The following is a 12,435-nucleotide window of genomic DNA, read 5'->3' on the forward strand; positions in this document are numbered from 1 at the left end:
GGCGTCCGCGAACCCGGTCCGCCCCGCAACCGCGCCGCCGCGCGGAAATTTCGCTGCGGGCACGCCATTTTCCGCAAACGACAAGATCTGCCGCAAACGATTAAAAAATCCGATCCGGAAAGTCCGGCGCGGCGGGATTTCGTCTAGAAATAACAAGGCCGCCCGCTGCGCCGAAACGATCGCGCTCATGGGCAATACCAAGAGGAAGCGATGCGCCAGGTCGTAGCAGTTCCAGGTTCCGTAACGGTGCGTTCCGCGCATCAGTTCAGGCAGGATATTCTTGCCGGGTTCGATGCGGGGCAGGATCTTGATCTTGACCTGTCGTCACTTGTCGAAGTCGATCTTGCATTTCTTGAGATCGTCTACTCTGCGCGGGATCACTGGATGCGCGCGGGCCGTGAACTGCGTCTGGCGCGTCCTGCCGGCGGTCCGGTTGCCGCGCTGCTCGAACGCGCGGGCTTCCTGACGGACCCCACCCCCCAGGACCTCGAATTCTGGTTCCACGGAGAACTGCCGCAATGACTGCCTCGATCCTTACCGTCGACGATTCTCCCAGCCTGCGCATGGCGATCCGCATCGCGCTGACCGGCGCGGGCTACGACGTCACCGAAGCGGGAGACGGCGTCGAGGGGCTGAACGCGGCCGGCGCCAAGCGGTTCGACCTTATTATCACCGATCTCAACATGCCCAACATGGACGGGCTGACGATGATCCGCGAACTGCGCAAGGCGCCGGAGCAGGCCGGAATTCCGATCATCTTCCTCACCACCGAGAGCGATGACGCGATGAAGCAGCAGGCCAAGGCGGCCGGCGCCACCGGCTGGCTGGTGAAGCCCTTCGTGCCGGAGCAGCTCATCAAGGTCTCCCGCAAGGTGCTGGGCCGTTGAATACGCAGGATCCGGTCGCGGCGTTCCGCGTCGAGGCGGGCGACCTGCTCGACCAGATCGAGCAGGGCCTGCTGGACCTCGGCCACCGGCTGGAGGACCGCGCGCTCATCGACGAAGTGTTCCGGGGGCTGCACACGCTCAAGGGCTCGGGCGCGATGTTCGGCTTCGATGCGCTGGCCGATTTTACTCACCACTGCGAGACCGCGTTCGACCGCGTGCGCAAGGGGCTGGCCCCGGCGACGCAGGAACTGGTCGCGGTGATCCTCTCGGCGCGGGACCACATGCGCGCGCTGATCGAAGGCCACGGCGCCGGGCTGGAGGCCGCAGGCACGGCGATCCTCGCCCAGCTTCAGGCCGCGATCGACGGCGCGGACACGGTGCCCGCCACTGCCGCTGCCGGTGCGACAGCCACTGCCGCTGCGGTTCCTGCGTCCGCTTCCGCCGCCCGGAACGGCTGGCGGCTGTTCTTCCGGCTTCCCGCCGATGCCATGGCCAACGGCACCAACCCGCTGATGTTGCTGGACGAGCTGCGCGATCTTGGCGATTGCCGGATCGCCGCGCGCACCGATGCCGTGCCGCCGCTGGCCGACCTGGTGCCGACCGAGTGCCACATCGGCTGGGATGTCGAACTTCGCGGCGACATCTCGCGCGATGACATCGATGACGTGTTCATCTTCGTGATGGACGACATGGAACTCACCATCGAGCCGCTGGACGATGTTCCTGCCGAGGCGGTTGCCCAATTACCGGCAGATCAGGCGTCCGCCGCGCTCCCCGCCGCCGTGGAGGCTGCACCTGCGCCTCAGGCCGCACCGGCGCAGGACGGCGCGAATCCCGCCGGCCGTCCGGCGGCCAAGGCGGGCGAAAGCGTGCGCGTTCCCGCCGAGCGTCTGGACGAGCTGATGGACCGGGTGGGCGAACTCGTGATCGTCCAGAGCCGCCTTTCGCAGCTTGCCGCCGGCAGCGGTTCGGCGGTCGGCAACGAACTGGCGCTGCGTTCGATCTCCGAGGAAATCGAGCGGCTCGCGGGTGAACTGCGCGATACCATGATGGTGCTGCGCATGGTTCCCGTGGCCAGCCTGTTCAGCCGCTTCCGCCGCCTCGTCCACGATCTTGCGCGCGAGACCGGCAAGACCATCGAGCTTTCGACCGAGGGCGAGACCACCGAAGTCGACAAGACCATGATCGAGCGTCTGGCCGATCCCATGGTCCACCTGATCCGAAATGCCTGCGATCACGGCCTGGAAACGCCGGAAGACCGGATCGCCGCCGGAAAGCCTGCCGCTGGGCAGGTTCGCCTCTCCGCCCATCAGGCGGGCGGCGAAGTGCTCATCACCATCCGCGACGACGGGCGCGGGATCGACCGCGTGCGCGTTCGCGCCAAGGCCGAGGCGCAGGGGCTGATCCAGCCCGGCCAGCAGATTTCCGATCACGAACTGCTCCAGATGATCTTCCATCCCGGCTTCTCCACGGCGGCGCAGGTCACCAGCCTGTCCGGGCGCGGCGTGGGCATGGACGTGGTGAAGCGCACCATCGAGAGCCTGCGCGGCGCGATCGACATCACGTCCGCGCCGGGCGAGGGCTCCACCGTGGTGCTGCGCATCCCGCTGACGCTGGCGATCATCGACGGGCTGCTCGTGCGGGTGGGCAACGGCCGCTACGTGATCCCGCTCGGCGCGGTCGAGGAATGCCTAGAACTCAGCCTTGAGGAAGACCTGCGTTCGCGCGGCCGCAGCTTCATCACCCTGCGCGACCGGCTGGTGCCGTTCCTGCGCCTGCGGGAGATCTTCGACACCGGCACCCGGCCCGATCCGCACCAGAAGATCGTCGTCATCGCCACTGGCGCCGAGCGCGTCGGGCTGGTGGTGGACCAGATCATCGGCAGCCACCAGACCGTCATCAAGTCGATGTCGCCGCTGCACCGGGACGTCGCCACTTTCGCGGGGGCCACCATCCTCGGCGACGGCGGTGTCGCCCTGATCCTCGATGTCGTCCAGCTCGTCATGCTGGGCCAGAACCAGGAGGAGCGGCTTCGCGCCGCCGGATAAGCCATGAGCGACCCGTTCCAAGACCAGGCAGCCACCCGGTGGGATGCCGCCGGCCAGCTCGAAGTGCTGACCTTCAACCTCGGCGAGGAGACTTTCGCGCTGGAGGCCACGCTGGTTCGCGAGATCCTTGATCTCCTGCCCGAAACCCGCGTTCCCGGCGCGGCGCCGCTGCTGGGCAGCGTGGTGAACTTTCGCGGCAAGATCATCCCGATCGCCGACTTGCGGCTGGCCTTCGCCATGCCCGCGGCCGAAGCCACGGTGGACAGCCGCATCGTCGTGATCGAGACCGAGGCCGAAGGCGAGACGTTCCAGATCGGCATCCGCACGGACAAGGTCCACGAGGTGACGACGCTCCGGCAGAGCGCGAGCGAGAGCCCGCCCGCCGTGGGCCTGCGCTGGCGGCGCGACTTCGTGCGCGAACTGGTTCGCCGGCAGGACGGCGTGGTCGTCCTGCCCGATCTTGCCGCCATCTTTCGTTCACTGGTCGGCGGAACCGATTCCGCCGCGATCCAGCCATCCACACTTCATTGAGCCGGGGGGCCATCATGCGTGCAACCATCAAGCTGAAGCTCGGAGGTACTTTCGTCCTCCTCCTCATCATCATGGCAGCGATCATCGGGATCGGCATTTCCCGACTGTCGACGCTGAACGATTCGGTCGGCGATCTCGTGGCCGGGCCGGCAAAGCAGCTTGACCGCGCCCGCGCCATCGACGGCGGGGTGAGTATGATGGTCCGTTCCGAGAAGAACCTCGTCCTGACGGACGATCCGGTGCAGATCCGCGAACTCGAAACCCGCATCGTCACCTGGCGCGACCGGGTGGAGGAACAGGTCGAACAGGCCAATGCCAACGCTTCGGAAGAGACGCGGGCATCGTGGGCGCAATTGCGCGACCAGTGGAACGCGTTCAAGCCGGTGAACCAGCACGTCAGCGAGCTCAGCCGCAGCGACAAGGCCGCCGCCACCGCGCTCACCATGGGCGAATCGCGCGACCGGGCCCAGGCCGTGACCAAGACGGTCGAAAACCTCGTCCAGCTCCAGCAGGAGAAGATGGCCAAGGCCGACGCGGACACCGAGATCACTTACGGGTCGGCGCGCTCGCTCATGATCGGCATGGGTGTTGCCGGGTTCATCATCACCGTGGCCGCCGCGGCCTATCTCGCGCTGCTGATCTCGCGGGGCCTGAAGTCGGCGGGGGATGCCATGAGCCAGGTGGCCGAGGGCGACCTTACCCGCACGGCCCAGATCCGTTCGAACGACGAGATCAGCGACCTGCTGGGCCATGTGAACACGATGATCGAGCGTCTGCGCGGCGTGGTCGGCGATGCCACGGTCGCGGCGGAGAACGTTTCGGCGGGCAGCCAGGAGCTTTCGGCCAATTCCGAGCAGGTCTCGCAAGGCGCCACCGAACAGGCGGCCGCTGCCGAGCAGGCCTCGGCCTCGATGGAAGAGATGGCCGCCAACATCAAGCAGAACGCCGACAATGCGGCGCAGACCGAGAAGATCGCCCGCCAGTCCTCCAGGGATGCCGAAGCCAGCGGCGTGGCGGTGAACCGTGCGGTCGGCGCGATGCGCACGATCGCCGAGAAGATCGGCATCGTCCAGGAAATCGCCCGCCAGACCGACCTTCTCGCCCTTAACGCGGCGGTGGAGGCCGCGCGAGCGGGCGAGCACGGGCGCGGTTTCGCCGTCGTCGCATCCGAAGTGCGCAAGCTTGCCGAGCGCAGCCAGCAGGCTTCAGCCGAAATCAGCGCCGTCTCGACCGAGACCGTGCAGGCTGCTGCCGAAGCCGGCGACATGCTCTCGAAGCTGGTGCCCGACATCCGCCGTACCGCCGAACTGGTCTCGGAGATCAGCGTGGCCTGCCGCGAACAGGATATCGGCGCGGGGCAGATCAACGAGGCGATCCAGCAGCTCGACCAGGTGACGCAGCAGAACGCCGGCGCCTCGGAGCAGATCTCCACGACGTCGGAAGAACTCGCCGCGCAGGCGGAGGAGCTTCAGGCTTCGATCGCCTACTTCCGCACCGACGGGAACGGCACGCGCCGCAAGGCCGCGCCGGTGGCATTCCGCCAGCCGGTGGCCGCCGCCCGCAAGGCAGCCGCTCCCACGCGCAATACCCGTTCGCTCTCGGTCGCCGACCAGCAGGCCCGCGCCCGCGGCTTTGCGCTCGACCTCTCGACCGGCGGGCCTGACAGCGAGGACGAGGCGTTCAGCACTCACGCGGCCTGACGCGCCGACGCCGATTACCGTTTCTTTCCCCCCATCCGGGTCCCAAGGTTCCATTTCCCATGCGCGCTACGATTAAAATGAAGCTGGGCGTGACATTCGCCATAATCCTGATCCTGCTGGCCGTCGTGGTCGGCGTCAGCCTGACGCGTCTGAGCACGCTCAACACCGCGATCAGCGATCTCATCAGCGGCCCCGCCGCCCGGCTCGACCGGGCCCAGCAGGTGCAGGTCGTGTTCGGCACCCTTGCGCGCAACGAGCGCAACATGACGATGACGAACGACCCGGAACTGGTGAAGGAATTCGACGACAAGGCCACGCGCTCGATGTCCGAGTTCGAGCGTCTGCTGGACGAGGGCGATGCGAATGCCTTGCCCGAAACCAAGCAGACCTGGCGCGAAATGCGGTCCTCGTTCGAGAACTTCAAGCCGCTGGATACGCGCATCCGCACCCTTGCGCGGGCCAACCAGAACGAGGAAGCGGCCGCACTGGCGCTGGGCAGCGCCCGCGACGTGCTGGACCGCGTGACCAAGCAGACCGACGATCTGGTCGCCCGTGCGCGGGAAGACATGCAGCAGGTCGACCGGCAGACCGATGCGCTCTATTCCTCGGCGCGCGCCACGCTGCTGACGGTTGCCATCGTCGCCATCCTTGGCGCGCTGGTGGGCGCGGTGTGGATTTCGCTGATCGTCTCGCGCGGGCTTGCCCGGGTCGGCACCGCGATCAACGCGGTGGCGATCGGCGATCTCGACAATGACGTGGAAGTGACCTCGAACGACGAGATCAGGGATCTTGTCGATACCGTCAACAAGATGACCGCGAACCTGCGCGTCAGCGCGGGTCTGGCCGACAAGATCGCCGACGGCGACCTGACCGTCAGCCACAAGCCGCTGTCCGAGCAGGACAAGCTGGGCCATGCCCTTGTCCGCATGATCGAGCGCCTGCGCGGTGTCGTCGGCGATTCCACGGTTGCGGCGAACAATGTCGCCAGCGGCAGCCAGGAGCTTTCCTCGACGTCCGAGCAGGTCTCGCAGGGGGCCACCGAACAGGCCGCCGCCGCCGAACAGGCTTCGGCATCGATGGAAGAGATGTCCGCCAACATCAAGCAGAACGCCGAGAACGCGGCCCAGACCGAGAAGATCGCCCGCCAGTCCGCCCAGGACGCCGAAGCCAGCGGTATCGCGGTGGACCGTGCGGTGGGCGCGATGCGCACGATCGCCGAGAAGATCGGCATCGTCCAGGAAATCGCCCGCCAGACCGACCTGCTGGCCCTTAACGCGGCCGTCGAGGCGGCGCGTGCTGGCGAACATGGACGCGGCTTTGCGGTGGTTGCCTCGGAAGTGCGCAAGCTGGCCGAACGCAGCCAGGGCGCGGCCGCCGAGATCAGCGCGGTTTCGGCCAATACGGTGGACGCTGCGACCGAAGCGGGCGAGATGCTCTCCAGGCTGGTGCCCGATATTCGCCGTACCGCCGAACTCATCTCGGAGATCAGCGCCGCCTGCCGCGAGCAGGACATCGGCGCGGGCCAGATCAACCAGGCGATCCAGCAGCTGGACCAGGTGACGCAGCAGAACGCCGGCGCTTCGGAGCAGATCTCCTCCACTTCGGAAGAACTGGCGGCGCAGGCCGAGGAACTCCAGGCCAGCATCGCCTACTTCCGCGTCGACAACGTCGGCAAGGCGCCCGGCCGGACCGCTGCGCCGGTGCGCAAGGCGGCGCCGATCAAGGCCCCGCTCAAGATCGGCGCGAAGCGTCCTTCCAGCGGCAACGGGCAGGCGCGTCCCAACGGCTTCGCGCTGGACCTCGCCATGGGCGGCCCGGACGACCACGACGACGCTTTCGGGATGCACGCGGCATGACGGACGGGCAGGAAATCCAGGCCGTGACCTTCGGTCTGGGGGCGGAGATCTTCGCGGTGCCGGTAACACTGGTCCGCGAGATCCTCGACTACCGCGAAACCTTCCGTATTCCGGGCGGCCCGGATTACCTGCTCGGCCTTACCGACATGCGCGGCGAGGGCATCACCACGATCGATTTCCGCCTGCGGCTCGGCCTGCCGCCGGTGGAACCGACCCCGGCGACGCGCATCCTGGTGATCGACATCCCGCTGGAGGACCGCGTGCTGGTGCTCGGGCTGGTGGTGGACCGCGTGATCGAGGTCACCAGCTTCCGCGCGGACCAGATCGGCGGCGCCCCGGACGTGGGCGTGCGCTGGCCTTCCGAATATATCGGCGGCGTGGTGAAGCGCGACGAGGGCTTCACCGTGCTGGTGGACATGGCGAGCATCTTCACGGCCGAGGAAGCCACGCGCCTGTCCTCGCAGGCCGCCGCCTGAGCCCGGCGTCCCTTCGGGGACGCCGCCTTTCCCCTCCTCACGACCCGGAACCGCGCAGATGTCAGCAGCCGCCCCCGCAATCCGCAGTTCGTCCCCCGCACAGCCCCATGCCGGCGATCCGATGAGCAAGCGCAATTTCGCGCGGCTGGCGGCCTATATCTTCGACTATTCCGGCATCAAGATGCCCGATAGCAAGAAGACCATGCTCGAAGGGCGCCTGCGCCGCCGCCAGCGGGCAACGGGCGCGCGCACGCTCGACGAATATTGCGACTACATCTTCGCGGACGAGAACCTGGCGCAGGAAGGGCTGTCGCTCATCAACGCGGTTACCACCAACAAGACCGATTTCTTCCGCGAGCCGGGCCATTTCGAATACCTGAGCAAGGTGGTCCTTCCCGAACTGGGCGCACGCGGCGTCCGCACCATCCGGGCGTGGAGCGCGGCCTGCTCGACCGGGCCGGAACCCTATACGCTGGCCATGGTGCTCGACGATCACGCCGAGACCCATGACGGCCCGGCTTACGGCATCCTCGCCACCGATCTCGATACCGACGTGCTCGAAACGGCGCGCAGCGGCATCTATCCGCGCGAACTGGTCGATCCGGTTCCCGATGCCCTCCAGCGCAAATACGTGATGTCCTCGCGCGATCCGGCCCGGCGCGACGTGCGCATGGTGCCCGCCCTGCGCAGCGCGATCGGCTTCGCGCGGCTCAACCTCATGGACGACCGCTACCCCGTGGGCGAGCCGATGCACCTGATATTCTGCCGCAACGTGCTGATATATTTCGACAAACCGACCCAGCGTAAGGTCGTTTCGCAGCTCGTCGATTGCCTGAAGCCGGGGGGGCACCTGTTCCTCGGGCATTCGGAATCGATCACCGGCCATGACCTGCCGCTCACGCAAGTCGCCAACACCGTGTTCCGGAAGGCCTGACCCATGCTTGCGGCCAAGAAGATCCGCGTCCTCGTCATCGACGATTCCGCCAGCGTCCGCCAGACGATGACCGCGATCCTCCAGGAAGACCCGGAGATCGAGGTGATCGGCGCCGCGCCCGATCCGTTCAGCGCCGCGCGCCGGATTCAGGAGGAAGTGCCCGACGTCATCACCCTTGATGTCGAGATGCCGCGCATGGACGGCATCACCTTCCTGCGCAAGCTGATGGTGCAGTGCCCCATCCCGGTGGTCATGTGTTCGTCGCTGACCGAGGAAGGCTCGGAAACGCTGCTCCAGGCGATGGAGGCCGGCGCGGTGGACGTGATCCTCAAGCCCCGCATCGGCGTGGCGGACCATCTGGCCGAGCATCATCTGCAGATCCGCGATGTCGTGAAGGGCGCGTCACGCGCCCGCGTTCGCGGCCGCCCGGCCCTGCGCGAGGCGAAGCCGGAAGGCCCGGCCAAGAAGCTCACCGCCGATGCCGTGCTGCCGCCGCCCAGCGGCCGCGCTATGAGCCGTACCACCGAAATGGTCGTCTGCCTCGGCGCCTCCACCGGCGGAACCGAGGCCTTGCGCGAAGTGCTGGAAGCGCTTCCCGCCAATGCGCCGGGCGTGGTGGTGGTGCAGCACATGCCGGAAAACTTCACCCGTGCCTTCGCGCGGCGGCTCGACGGTCTCTGCGAGGTCGACGTGAAGGAAGCTGCCGACGGCGACCCGGTGCTGCGCGGCCATGTGCTGATCGCGCCGGGGGGCAAGCACCTCATGCTCGAACGGCAGGGCGCGCGCTATCATGTCTCGGTGAAGGACGGACCGCTGGTCTCGCGCCATCGCCCCTCGGTGGACGTGTTGTTCCGCTCCGCCGCGCGTGCGGCCGGATCGAACGCGGTCGGCGTCATCATGACCGGCATGGGCGATGACGGTGCGCGCGGCCTGCTGGAAATGAAGCAGGCCGGGGCCCGCACTTTCGCGCAGGACGAGGCGACCTCGATCGTCTTCGGCATGCCCAGGGAAGCCATTGCGCGCGGTGCGGCAGACCGCGTGATCCCGCTTGGCGCCATTGCCCGCGAAGTGCTCGCGGCCACCAATCGATAGAAACGACCGCCCGATGACGACAACCGCCCATTTCCCCGAACCCGTGCTCGGCGCGCCTGAAGGCGCCCTTCTGGAGGGTGCCCCTCTGGCAGACGGATTGCCGCTCGCCGCGCTCCCTGCCGATCCCGCGCCCGATTTCGCGGCTCCGTCGCTGGCGGAACTGCGCGATGCGCTGGCCGGGATCGCCAGCGGTCTTGACGCGCGCTTCGTATCGGCGGGCACGGCGCTCGGCCGCGCCTATGAGATCGTCGAAGGGCTGATCGGAGCGCTGGAAAGCGTGACCAACGCCTTCGAGCGGGACGCTGCCGATGTCGCGGTGGGCAACATGCGCCGCACCGCCGACCGTCTCACGTGCCTGCCCGCGATCCAGGCGGCGCGGCGCGATGCCCTGAAGATGATCGAACAGGCCAGCGCGGCGCTGGCGGTGCAGATCGAACAGGTCAACCGCACGCTTAGCTTCCTGCGCATCTGCGGCCTCAACATCAAGGTGGCCGCAGCCGGTTCCGGCGACTTTTCGAGCTTCGCGGACATGATGTTCACCAAGCTCGACCTTGGCGAGCAGGAGATGGAGAGTATCTCGCGCGAGATCGCTTGGCTGGCCGAAGCCGTTCCCGGCATGTTCGAGGTCGAACGCCAGCTTGCGGCCGAATGCGCGCTGGTCGTTCCGCATATTCCGCGCAAGCTGGCCGAAGATGCCGTGGCCTTGCAGCGCGACCAGATCGAACAGGCGGACCGCGCCGTGCGGATTTCTGCGGCGGCAAGGGATATCCGCACGCAGGTGGGGACTGCGCTGGGCGCCCTGCAGGTCGGCGACAGCACCCGCCAGCGGCTGGAACACGTCGCCGACGGGCTCAGCGACGTTGATGCATTTCTGGAACAGGGCCCGGCGTTCGGTGCCGAAGTGGCGGAAGCGGTCGGCGGCCATGCCCTGGCGCTGCTTGCGGCGCAGGCCCTCGATACGCTCGAGGCGTTCCAGCGCGAATCCCGCCTGCTGGCGAGCAGCCTGCGCGGCATCGGGCCGAGCGCGGTGATGCTGCTCGAAATGCGCGGGACAGGCGATAGCCCACAAGGCGATGAGGAGGGCGTGTTCCTTCACGTGCTCGAACGCAGCGTGGCCGAAGTCGCCGCAGTGACCGAACAACTGCGCGAGGCCGATGCCCGCTCCAACCGCCTGAGCAACCGGGCCTCGTCCACCGCCGAAAATCTCGCGCTGCGCCTCGCCACGGTGCACCGCATCACCGGCGATGTGCAGCAGATGGCGTGGAATACCGACTTGCGCTGCTACCGGATGGGAACCGAGGGGCGGGGCCTGGCCGTGGTCGCCTCCGAGATTCGCGGTTTTGCCGCCACGCTGGAGACGATCGCCTCCGCCATCGCGCTGTCCTTCGACGGGCTGACATCGGCTGCCGGCGTCATTCGCGGTTCACAGGAAGACGAACCGGCGGACGCGGGGCAGGCGCTGGCAGAATCGCTCACCTGCATCCGCGAAGGCGGGCAGCGAATGGGCGCGGGCCTGTCAGAGCTGGACCGCAGCGCCCTGGCCGTTGCTGAAATCCTTGAGGATACGACCGGCAAGATCGATTGCGAGGACGAAGTCGGCGGCCCGCTGATGGCGGTGGCAGAACGGCTCTCGGGCCTTGGCCGGATATGCGCGGAAATCCCGGAAGAGGGCCTCGCTCCATCCGCGGAACTGCTCGACCGGATCGCGGCGCGCTATACCATGGCCCGGGAACGTGAAATCCATCGCGGCTTCCTGCCGGAAGGAGAAGCCGGCGCATCGGCCCCGGATTCCGCCGATATGTTCGATGACGACGACGATTTCGACGACGGCCTCTTCTAGCGGGGCCCCGGCCCCCTCGTTGCTTCGTCCCGGCGCGATACCGCCGGGGCGTTGGCACCTGGCCTGCACCGCCGCATAAACTCCCCTATGCTGCGAAATTCCGAATTCGCGCAGACGAATTCCGTGCAGACAGGGAGAGTAAGGGATGCCATCGCTCGGACGCATCGGCATATGGTCGATGGAACTGCGCTTCGGAGACCGCGCGCAGGCGGAACTGGCCGCCGCGGAGCTGGACGAGCTGGGCTACGGCACCTTGTGGATTCCGGGCGGTATCGGCGGAGACATCACCGGCGACATCGACCGGCTGCTCGGCGCCACCACGCGTGCGACCATCGCGACCGGCATCCTCAATATCTGGATGCATGATCCCGCCGAAATCGCGTCCTGGTGGAAGCGCCTGCCGGATGACCGGCAGCAGCGGGTTCTTCTCGGGCTCGGCGTGAGCCATTCCCATCTGGTGGGCGAAGCATACGAACGGCCGCTCGCGAAAATGGCGTCCTATCTCGACCGGCTCGACGAGGAAGGTCTTCCCGCCGAGGCCCGCTGCCTCGCCGCGCTGGGGCCGAAGATGCAGGAACTCGCGCGGGAGCGTTCCTGCGGGGTGCATCCCTATCTCGTATCGCCCGATCACACACGATCCGCGCGTGAGGTGCTGGGGCCGGGAAAGCTCGTCGCTCCGGAGCAGGGGATCGTTCTGGACAGCGATCTTGCCAGTGCGCGCGAAAAGGCGCGGGGCGCGCTGGCGGGCTACGTCCAGTATCCGAACTACCGCAACAACTGGCTGCGGCTCGGCTTTACCGTCGAGGAGATCGACGCGATGAGCGACCGCCTCGTGGACAGCCTGTTCGCTTGCGGAGACCTGGCGGCGATCACGGCGCGGCTGGAAGAACATTGGTCGGCAGGTGCGGACCATGTGTGCATCCAGGCGATCACGGGGCAGGGGCTCGATCTCGGCCCGTCGATGGAAGTCTGGAGATCCGTCGCCGGGACAGGCGTGCGCTGAGGTCGGCATCGCAAACTTCGGGCTGTGCATAACTTTCTGAAGAATGTGTTTGACCGAATCAAGGGCGG

The 12,435-nt window shown here is 67.2% G+C and carries 11 protein-coding genes; all 11 read left to right on the plus strand.

All coding sequences use genetic code 11. The annotated features are described in order from the left end of the window. Positions 1-165: 165 nt before the first annotated feature. The 11 genes from ACXJ16_RS26065 to ACXJ16_RS26115 all read left to right on the plus strand — a co-directional run bounded on the left by ACXJ16_RS26065 (position 166) and on the right by ACXJ16_RS26115 (position 12,367). Positions 166-522, plus strand: a complete 357-nt coding sequence (locus ACXJ16_RS26065) for an STAS domain-containing protein (protein ID WP_495911630.1) — start codon at positions 166-168, stop codon at positions 520-522. Further along, on the plus strand, positions 519-887 hold the full coding sequence (locus tag ACXJ16_RS26070) for a response regulator (protein WP_054435948.1): 369 nt from the start codon (positions 519-521) through the stop codon (positions 885-887). The genes ACXJ16_RS26065 and ACXJ16_RS26070 overlap by 4 nt, the downstream gene beginning before the upstream one ends. Next, positions 884-2,935 (plus strand): chemotaxis protein CheA, encoded by a 2,052-nt coding sequence (locus ACXJ16_RS26075; RefSeq protein WP_463922584.1) that lies wholly within the window; start codon positions 884-886, stop codon positions 2,933-2,935. The genes ACXJ16_RS26070 and ACXJ16_RS26075 overlap by 4 nt, the downstream gene beginning before the upstream one ends. Positions 2,936-2,938: 3 nt before the next feature. Beyond that, positions 2,939-3,466 (plus strand): chemotaxis protein CheW, encoded by a 528-nt coding sequence (locus ACXJ16_RS26080; protein WP_054435950.1) that lies wholly within the window; start codon positions 2,939-2,941, stop codon positions 3,464-3,466. A 14-nt stretch (positions 3,467-3,480) separates the two neighbouring features. Next, positions 3,481-5,166: a methyl-accepting chemotaxis protein gene (locus ACXJ16_RS26085; RefSeq protein WP_463922585.1), complete on the plus strand. Its 1,686-nt coding sequence runs from the start codon at positions 3,481-3,483 to the stop codon at positions 5,164-5,166. A 59-nt stretch (positions 5,167-5,225) separates the two neighbouring features. Beyond that, the gene (locus ACXJ16_RS26090; protein ID WP_054435952.1) at positions 5,226-7,022 is read left to right on the plus strand and encodes a methyl-accepting chemotaxis protein; all 1,797 of its coding nucleotides are present in this window, start codon (positions 5,226-5,228) and stop codon (positions 7,020-7,022) included. Beyond that, the gene (locus ACXJ16_RS26095) at positions 7,019-7,498 is read left to right on the plus strand and encodes a chemotaxis protein CheW (RefSeq protein ID WP_463922586.1); all 480 of its coding nucleotides are present in this window, start codon (positions 7,019-7,021) and stop codon (positions 7,496-7,498) included. The genes ACXJ16_RS26090 and ACXJ16_RS26095 overlap by 4 nt, the downstream gene beginning before the upstream one ends. A gap of 121 nt (positions 7,499-7,619) precedes the next feature. Beyond that, on the plus strand, positions 7,620-8,432 hold the full coding sequence (locus tag ACXJ16_RS26100) for a CheR family methyltransferase (protein ID WP_463923320.1): 813 nt from the start codon (positions 7,620-7,622) through the stop codon (positions 8,430-8,432). A gap of 3 nt (positions 8,433-8,435) precedes the next feature. Further along, positions 8,436-9,524 (plus strand): protein-glutamate methylesterase/protein-glutamine glutaminase, encoded by a 1,089-nt coding sequence (locus ACXJ16_RS26105; protein ID WP_324699350.1) that lies wholly within the window; start codon positions 8,436-8,438, stop codon positions 9,522-9,524. A gap of 13 nt (positions 9,525-9,537) precedes the next feature. Continuing rightward, entirely contained in the window at positions 9,538-11,364 is a 1,827-nt protein-coding gene (locus ACXJ16_RS26110; RefSeq protein WP_324699351.1) for a hypothetical protein, read from the plus strand. 145 nt (positions 11,365-11,509) lie between these two features. Continuing rightward, positions 11,510-12,367, plus strand: a complete 858-nt coding sequence (locus tag ACXJ16_RS26115) for a TIGR03620 family F420-dependent LLM class oxidoreductase (RefSeq protein ID WP_324699352.1) — start codon at positions 11,510-11,512, stop codon at positions 12,365-12,367. Positions 12,368-12,435 lie beyond the last annotated feature (68 nt).

This window comes from Novosphingobium sp. TK71 (genome assembly GCF_055361505.1).

Coding starts and splice junctions, on each gene's coding strand:
- ACXJ16_RS26070 (WP_054435948.1), top strand. CDS start 519: ATGACTGCCTCGATCCTTACCGTCGACGATTCTCCCAGCCTGCGCATG.
- ACXJ16_RS26080 (WP_054435950.1), top strand. CDS start 2,939: ATGAGCGACCCGTTCCAAGACCAGGCAGCCACCCGGTGGGATGCCGCC.
- ACXJ16_RS26085 (WP_463922585.1), top strand. CDS start 3,481: ATGCGTGCAACCATCAAGCTGAAGCTCGGAGGTACTTTCGTCCTCCTC.
- ACXJ16_RS26090 (WP_054435952.1), top strand. CDS start 5,226: ATGCGCGCTACGATTAAAATGAAGCTGGGCGTGACATTCGCCATAATC.
- ACXJ16_RS26095 (WP_463922586.1), top strand. CDS start 7,019: ATGACGGACGGGCAGGAAATCCAGGCCGTGACCTTCGGTCTGGGGGCG.
- ACXJ16_RS26100 (WP_463923320.1), top strand. CDS start 7,620: ATGAGCAAGCGCAATTTCGCGCGGCTGGCGGCCTATATCTTCGACTAT.
- ACXJ16_RS26105 (WP_324699350.1), top strand. CDS start 8,436: ATGCTTGCGGCCAAGAAGATCCGCGTCCTCGTCATCGACGATTCCGCC.
- ACXJ16_RS26110 (WP_324699351.1), top strand. CDS start 9,538: ATGACGACAACCGCCCATTTCCCCGAACCCGTGCTCGGCGCGCCTGAA.
- ACXJ16_RS26115 (WP_324699352.1), top strand. CDS start 11,510: ATGCCATCGCTCGGACGCATCGGCATATGGTCGATGGAACTGCGCTTC.